This window comes from Pseudomonas sp. F1_0610 (assembly GCF_047470865.1).
Lineage (GTDB): Bacteria > Pseudomonadota > Gammaproteobacteria > Pseudomonadales > Pseudomonadaceae > JAZDRH01.
The window spans coordinates 131,374-138,707 of the sequence record NZ_JAZDRH010000005.1 but is presented as its reverse complement, the minus strand read 5'-3'; the positions used below and the strand labels follow the sequence as shown (position 1 = coordinate 138,707).

General features: G+C 41.9%; 7 protein-coding genes. 5 read left to right on the top strand and 2 right to left on the bottom strand.

Annotated features, from left to right (window positions below; genetic code table 11):
- Positions 1-318 precede the first annotated feature (318 nt).
- Positions 319-570: a YkgJ family cysteine cluster protein gene (locus VQ643_RS04880; RefSeq protein ID WP_414198166.1), complete on the top strand. Its 252-nt coding sequence runs from the start codon at positions 319-321 to the stop codon at positions 568-570.
- 23 nt (positions 571-593) lie between these two features.
- Entirely contained in the window at positions 594-1,196 is a 603-nt protein-coding gene (locus VQ643_RS04875) for an START domain-containing protein (protein WP_414198164.1), read from the top strand.
- Positions 1,197-1,239: 43 nt separating this feature from the next.
- Here VQ643_RS04875 and VQ643_RS04870 read toward each other — a convergent pair whose 3' ends face one another.
- Both VQ643_RS04870 and VQ643_RS04865 read right to left on the bottom strand, forming a co-directional pair.
- Positions 1,240-2,952, bottom strand: a complete 1,713-nt coding sequence (locus tag VQ643_RS04870) for a proline--tRNA ligase (protein ID WP_414198163.1) — start codon at positions 2,950-2,952, stop codon at positions 1,240-1,242.
- 129 nt (positions 2,953-3,081) lie between these two features.
- The gene (locus VQ643_RS04865; RefSeq protein WP_414198162.1) at positions 3,082-4,392 is read right to left on the bottom strand and encodes an OprD family outer membrane porin; all 1,311 of its coding nucleotides are present in this window, start codon (positions 4,390-4,392) and stop codon (positions 3,082-3,084) included.
- Between the two features lie 484 nt (positions 4,393-4,876).
- Here VQ643_RS04865 and VQ643_RS04860 point away from each other — a divergent pair, with 484 nt between their 5' ends.
- The 3 genes from VQ643_RS04860 (at position 4,877) to ccmB (ending at position 7,296) form a co-directional block, all read left to right on the top strand.
- A complete protein-coding gene (locus VQ643_RS04860) occupies positions 4,877-5,704 on the top strand; it encodes a mechanosensitive ion channel family protein (RefSeq protein ID WP_414198161.1) in 828 nt (275 codons plus the stop codon).
- A gap of 279 nt (positions 5,705-5,983) precedes the next feature.
- A complete protein-coding gene (ccmA, locus tag VQ643_RS04855) occupies positions 5,984-6,628 on the top strand; it encodes a cytochrome c biogenesis heme-transporting ATPase CcmA (RefSeq protein ID WP_414198160.1) in 645 nt (214 codons plus the stop codon).
- Entirely contained in the window at positions 6,625-7,296 is a 672-nt protein-coding gene (ccmB, locus tag VQ643_RS04850) for a heme exporter protein CcmB (RefSeq protein WP_414198159.1), read from the top strand. Before ccmA ends, ccmB begins: the two co-directional genes overlap by 4 nt.
- Positions 7,297-7,334: the final 38 nt, after the last annotated feature.

The following is a 7,334-nucleotide window of genomic DNA, read 5'->3' as shown; positions in this document are numbered from 1 at the left end:
TGATTTTTGATCAGAAATTAATTTTAAGTGCTTGATAATTAATACTTTGTAAAAATTTTGTGATGGATTTTTAAAAGTGGATTTCACTTTTTTAAATGCGATAAACGGCAGTGAACTTTTTTGTAACAGCTCAATCGCTTTAGTCTATATTCTATGCTAATCAAGCTTATTTTTCTGTTTATGAATCCTTTTTCTCCTCTAGTCATGAATGATACATCTAAAGTTTATCTGTTCTTTTTATGCGTGAGCCCTTAGATTTAAATTGTGTAGAAGGGCATGTTTTTTTACTATGCATAAAATTTATGCTGAGTAACTTAAATGGAATGTCGTATAGGTTGTGGTGCTTGCTGTATAGCGCCATCAATTAACAGTGCTTTGCCAGGTATGCCTTATGGCAAAAAGGCTGGGGAGCGTTGTGTAAACTTAAGTGAGCAAAATCTGTGCCTGCTATTTGGCTTGCCGTCTCGGCCGAAGTTTTGTCAAGCGTATCAAGCAGAGGAAGTGTACTGCGGTACTAGTCAAGATGAAGCGGTGCGAATCATAGGTTGGTTAGAGCAGATGACAGATTAAGCATAATTTACGTAGAGGTAGGTATGATAAAGAAGATAATAACAACAAGCGCGCTAACCTTTTGTATTGCTTTAACGGCTCAAGCAGCAGAAGAGTGGAGTTTGGCAAAGGACTCTGATGGAGTGAAAATCTACCTTAAAGAAGTTCCCGGTTCAAAATATAAGGCATTTAAAAGTGTCATTACCATTAATGCCAATATTGAGCGTGTGGTTGCGGAGCAGGCTAATGCTGAGAAGTCTTGTAATTGGATACATGATTGTAAAAGTAGCAAACTATTAAAGTCAGAAGCTAATCAGGCTTGGGTTTATACGCGCTTTAAAGCACCTTGGCCGGTAACTGAGCGTGATTCTATTTTGCACTTGGTAACAACCAAGCAGGATGATGGCTCTTATATACGTAAGATTGAAGCCTCGCCAACTTATTTGCCGAATGACAGTGATTATGTGCGCGTGCAAAGCGTAGAGGGGAGTTGGCACTTAAAGCCTTTGTCAGACACTAAGGTTGAAGTGACATATCAATTGCATACAGATCCAGGTGGCAGTGTGCCTGCATGGTTAGCTAATAAGTTTGTTGTGGATGCACCTTTTAATACCTTGCGTGGATTAAAAGCAGCGGCGGAAAAATAAATAGGTTGCACAAAAAAGCCCAGCATATAGCTGGGCTTTTTTATTAAGCTAGTTTTTGCTTAATAAACTCAATAACTTGATCCAGTGGGACAAGCTGAGTTTCTTGATCTGTACGGTCTTTGTACTCACAAACGCCATCTGCTAAGAGTTTGTCACTGACTACAAGGCGATGCGGGATGCCAATTAATTCCATATCGGCAAACTTAACGCCTGGGCTGGTTTTTTTATCGCGGTCATCAAAAAGTACTTCAATGTTGGCATTAAGAAGGCCTTGATAGAGTGCGTCAGCCGCTAGTTGCACTTCTTCTTTTTCATATTTCATTGGTACTAATGCTACATGAAAAGGTGCTAGCGCTTGTGGCCAAATAATTCCGCGCTCATCGTTATTTTGCTCAATAGCAGCAGCTACAACGCGAGATACGCCAATGCCATAACAGCCCATGGTTAAGATAACAGGTTTGCCATTTTCACCCATTACTGTGCAGTTCATAGCCTTGCTGTACTTATCACCTAGCTGGAATATATGGCCTACTTCAATACCGCGTTTGATGATAAGTGTGCCTTGTCCATCAGGGCTTGGATCGCCTTGCACAATATTGCGGATATCAGCCACTGTTGGTAGAGCAAGATCTCGTTCCCAGTTTAAGCCAAAATAGTGCTTACCATCTTGGTTAGCGCCTGCTGCAAAATCACTCATCAATGCAACTGAGCGATCAATAATGCAATCAATAGCTAAGTCTTTTGGACCGAGTGAACCAGGGTGAGCACCAATAGCCGCAAAGATTTCAGTATCGCTGGCAAACTCAAGAGGGCTAGCTACTGAAGGTAAGTTGCCTGCTTTAATTTCATTTAAAGTGTGATCACCACGGACAATAAGGGCAATTAGCTTGCCTTTTTCACTGGCACGCACAATCAGTGTTTTGATAGTTTTTTTAATATCCAGATTAAATTGCTCAACCAATGCATCAATGGTTTTGCAGTTTGGTGTATCAATCAGACTGAGTGTTTGAGTGGCAGGTTGGCGTTCTTTTTCCTGTGGAAGAGCTTCTGCTTTTTCAATATTGGCAGCATAGTTTGATGTATCGCTAAAGGCGATATCATCTTCACCAGATTCAGCTAATACATGAAACTCATGAGAGCCGGTGCCGCCAATAGAGCCTGTATCGGCTTGTACTGGACGGAAGTTTAAGCCTAAACGGGTGAAAATATTGCAGTAGGCTTGGTGCATGCGGTCGTAGGTTTCTTGCAAAGAAGCTTGGTCAAGATGGAATGAGTAAGCATCTTTCATAATAAATTCACGGCCGCGCATTAAACCGAAGCGTGGGCGGATTTCATCACGAAACTTAGTTTGTATTTGATAGAAATTGGCAGGCAATTGTTTATAGCTACTCAATTCATTGCGTGCAAGATCGGTGATCACTTCTTCGTGTGTAGGGCCAGCGCAGAACTCACGATTATGCCTATCGGTTAAACGAAGTAGCTCAGGGCCATATTGCTCCCAGCGTCCGGACTCTTGCCACAGCTCAGCAGGCTGAATAACAGGCATAAGCACTTCCAAAGAACCAGCTGCATTCATTTCCTCACGTACTATGGCTTCTGCTTTACGTAGAATACGTAAGCCCATTGGTAGCCAAGTGTATAAGCCAGAAGCTAGACGACGGATAAGCCCTGCACGTAGCATAAGCTGGTGGCTAATAACCACTGCATCAGCAGGAGTTTCTTTCAAAGTAGAAAGTAGATACTGAGTTGTACGCATAATGAGTTCTTAGTTAAAGAAAAGAATAGGCTGATTGTAGCGCATTGTTGACAATAGAAAAATCATTAGGCAAAAAGAAACCCAGCCGAAGCTGGGTTTCTTAGTGTCTAGGTGGTTAACACACTTGCATTACAGAATGCTTAGTGGGTAGTTCACGATTAGACGTACTTCGTTCATGTCTTTTAGGCCAGTAGAAGCAGCTGCGCCATTAGAAGCACGGTAAGAAGCTTGGCGTAAACGGATGTTTAGATCTTTAGCTGGACCTTCTTGGAAGGTGTAAGCTACTTCTAAATCGCGCTCCCAGTTTTTACCATTGCTAGTATGGGCGTTGTGGATGTTGCTACCACGAACATACATTGCAGCAAAGCTTAGGCCGTTAATGCCCGCTAATTTGCCCATATCTAGGTCGTAACGTGCTTTCCAAGAACGTTCTTTGTTTTGGATAAAGCTATTGATTTGGATATCGTTAGCTAGGTAGATAGAGCCACCGCCATCGTAACCGTAGATATAGCCAGTGTCGCCACCCATACGTTGATACGCTAATGTGAATTTGTGCGCATCAATGCTGTAAGCGCCTTGTAAGCTCCAAGCATTATTTTTAGCGTGGCCTTGACCTGATTTACCGTTTAGTTTGGTACGGTAGTAGTTTAGACCGAAATCTAATGCTTGATCATTACCTAAATCTAAGCCGTAGTTAGCGCCTAAGTAATGTTTTTTGGCGTTATCTAATACCGCTTGATTAAACTTAGCACGAGAGTAGTAGTAGCTAACATCTAGGTTTTCTAGAACGTTGTAAGTACCACCAAGCATGTCTAATTTGTCTAGACCAAAGCTGTCGCGGTCAGTTTCAGTGAACTCGCTAAGTGCTGTGAAATGACCTAGGTTTAATGTTAGGTTTTCAATTTCTTCGCTTGTTACAAAGAAGCCAGTTGCAGATTCTGGTAATAAGCGGCTGTCATCCATAGAAAATACAGGAGTGTCGATATCTACGAAACTACCGTATTTAGCTGTGGTATTAGAAATACGTGCTTTAACAGCGCCGCCAGCTTGACCGTAAGTGTTACGTACTTTGCCATTGCCTCTTTCTTGGAAGAAAGCAGTGCGGTCTGAAAGGTCTTCATGACGACCACGGCCGCTATCTAAGCGTACAGCTGATAAGCCCCAAGCATCAATACCGAAGCCTACAGTGCCTTGTGTAAAGCCTGATTTGTATTCAGCGCGGAAGCCTAAGCCTAGCTCGTCAGCGTACTTGTTTTCTACGCCTTGAGCTTTGCGTTGTTTTTTATTAGTGAACTCGTCACCGAAGTAGAATAAACGAGTATTTAAATCTAGTTTGCTGCCTTCAATGAAACCTGTGGCTTCGTCTTGTTGGCTAGCTACTGCTTGAGTACTTGCCGCCGCAACTGCAACAGCGAGAACGCTCCATTTCATCATTTTCATAAAAGATGCTCCTATTGGTTGGAAGCTGGTGGGCTATGACTTAAATAGTTATAGTCCCTTTGTGTTTTATTAAGTTGGCGCGTACTTTACTGGAAGTGTTTGAACTTTTCTAGTTTTCTGATTCAGTATTCAGGGTGTGTTCAGAGAAAAAGCGGCACAACATTCCTAGAAAGACAGTCAATTCTATTGATAATCTCTTTAAAATTAAAGAGTTATTTCTATATTAATGTAAAACTGTGAGCTATCTAGAAATAAGCTAATAAAGTTTCAAGTTAAAGATGTTATATATTATAACTCTATACAAGCCACTTTATGCATTAACTAGCAATGTATTATAGTTCCAAATGCTAGATGCAGTTGAACTGGCTAGGCAAAGTGGCAAGGCTATGGCTGCTTTTTGAAAACTAAGTTGAATTTCATTTAGTATTTGAGACGCTGTTTATATCTATTGTAAAAGTAATCTCCTGTTCGTAAAGGAAGTCGTATGAATCAAATTGATAGTTTAGTAGAACAAGCCAGTAATGAATGGTTACCCATAATTATGAGCTATGGCACACAACTGGTTTACGCCTTGATTGTTTTGGCGATTGGCTGGTGGGTAGTAAATAAGGTAACAGCTGCAATAACCAGTGTTTTAAGTAAAAAGAATAATGATGTTACCTTGATTGGTTTTATTTCATCGTTATTAACTGTGCTGCTGCGCGTTTTGCTTATTATTAGTGTGGCAGGTATGGTTGGTGTTCAAACTACCTCCTTTATCGCCATCATAGGTGCGGCTGGTTTGGCTATAGGCATGGCATTACAAGGTAGTTTGGGGAATTTTGCTGGTGGTGTGCTGATTTTGTTTTTACGCCCTTTTAGTAAAGGTGACTGGATTGAAGCTCAAGGCCAAGCCGGTACGGTAGAGAGTATACAGATTTTTCATACTGTATTGCGTACAGGGGATAACAAGAAAATTATTCTGCCCAATGGGGCGTTATCTAATGGCGCCATTGTCAATGTTTCGGCTATGCCGACACGTCAAATTTACCTAAATATAGGTATTGATTATGCCGCAGATGTTAAGCAAGCACGGCAAATTATGCTGGAGCTAGCAAGCCAAGAACCTCGTATTTTAACTGACACAGCACCTGTGGTTCATCTGGCTAATTTGGGTGAAAGTAGTGTTGACCTATCCTTTCGTTTTTGGGTGAATAATGCCGATTACTGGGCTGTATTTTTTGCGATGCAGGAAAAGGTGAAAGAAGCTTTTGATCAGGCGGGTATTGAGATTCCATTTCCGCAGCGTACTGTACATATGAAATCGGTATAAAGTTAAAAGTGGGGTAAAAGCCAGCTATGCATGCTGGCTTTTTATTGGTTAAAAAGTGAGCTAAATCCGCAAGCCCTGAAAAACACTTGCTTAAATCTTAATCTGGCACAGTTATGCACAGGGCAATCCACAAAAAATGTGAGTAGTTTTGAGTAGGCTAAATATAGATTGTATGAGCTGTTTTAACGTTTTCCAGAAGAAACTGTGGCTGATCTGTCACCTAGAGTTAATAGGGTGTGTATAATCAAGCCTCCTTTTTCTTGATACTAAGGCATCGCTTTGAGCAGTGTTTTTTTACAAACAGAAAATTTAATCTGTGAGCGTGATGAGCGGCGATTATTTGAAGCGCTCAGTTTTTCCGTTCATACAGGCGATATGCTGCAAGTTGTAGGCCCTAACGGTAGCGGCAAAACAAGCTTACTCCGTTTGTTGGCAGGGCTACGCGCGCCAACAGAAGGGGTGATTAGATTAAAAGGTAAGCCTTTGCGTGCCTGTAAAGATGAATTGGCACAGCATATTCTTTGGATTGGGCATGCCACTGGGATTAAGGGCCTACTAACAGCTGAGGAAAACCTTTCTTGGTTGTGCGCTTTGCATCAAATTGATGTTTCGCGTGAGGCAATCTGGCAAGCGCTATCGGCAGTAGGTTTAAAAGGTTTTGAAGACGTGCCTTGTTATACCCTTTCAGCAGGGCAGCAGCGCCGTGTAAGTTTGGCTCGGTTATATATGCCAAGTGCGCCGTTATGGATTCTTGATGAGCCTTTTACGGCATTAGATAAGCAAGCCGTAGCTCAACTGGAACGGCATTTGTGCAGGCATTGCGAGCAGGGCGGTTTGGTTATTTTTACCACGCACCATCATTTGGAACATAGCACTTCAAGTTTTCGTGAGTTAGATCTAGGAAAAATAGGTGCTGATTTATGAGTAATGTTTTCTCAACGTTGTTTTGGCGCGAGTCACGTTTGTTATTTCGTCGCGTTTCTGATCTAGCTAACCCACTGGTTTTTTTTGCGATTGTAGTGGCTTTATTTCCTTTAGCCGTTGGCCCTGAAACTAACCTTTTACGTGCGTTATCGCCAGGTCTGGTATGGGTTGCGGCTTTATTAGCTGTTTTGCTTTCATTAGATGGCTTATTTCGCAGTGATTTTGAAGATGGCTCATTAGAACAATGGGTTGTATCTTCACGCTCACTATCGGCACTGGTATTGGCTAAAGTGCTAGCACATTGGATGTTTTCTGGTTTGGCATTGGTACTGTTATCCCCCGTTCTGGCTGTTATGCTAGGTTTGCCTGCATCGAGTATTGGTGTACTGCTTGTTTCGCTATTGCTGGGAACTCCAGTTTTAAGCTTATTAGGTGCGGTAGGCGCTGCTTTAACGGTAGGCCTTAAGCGCGGTGGTCTTTTATTAGCCCTGTTAATATTGCCTTTATATATACCTGTTTTAATTTTAGGAACGGGCGCAGTCCAAGCTTCACTGCAAGGTATGCCTACAGCCGGCTATTTATTATGGATGGCAGCATTAACAGTTGCTACGATAACTCTGGCGCCTTTTGCCATTGCTGCAGGCTTAGTGATAAGTGTCAGTGAATAAAAAAACGAACATACGATAATCTTTCAACCGTTGGACGA

Bases quoted from the DNA above. Each gene is read 5' to 3' on its own strand.
- VQ643_RS04870 (WP_414198163.1), bottom strand. From the start codon at position 2,952: ATGCGTACAACTCAGTATCTACTTTCTACTTTGAAAGAAACTCCTGCT.
- VQ643_RS04865 (WP_414198162.1), bottom strand. From the start codon at position 4,392: ATGAAAATGATGAAATGGAGCGTTCTCGCTGTTGCAGTTGCGGCGGCA.
- ccmB (WP_414198159.1), top strand. From the start codon at position 6,625: ATGAGTAATGTTTTCTCAACGTTGTTTTGGCGCGAGTCACGTTTGTTA.
- VQ643_RS04875 (WP_414198164.1), top strand. From the start codon at position 594: ATGATAAAGAAGATAATAACAACAAGCGCGCTAACCTTTTGTATTGCT.
- VQ643_RS04880 (WP_414198166.1), top strand. From the start codon at position 319: ATGGAATGTCGTATAGGTTGTGGTGCTTGCTGTATAGCGCCATCAATT.
- VQ643_RS04860 (WP_414198161.1), top strand. From the start codon at position 4,877: ATGAATCAAATTGATAGTTTAGTAGAACAAGCCAGTAATGAATGGTTA.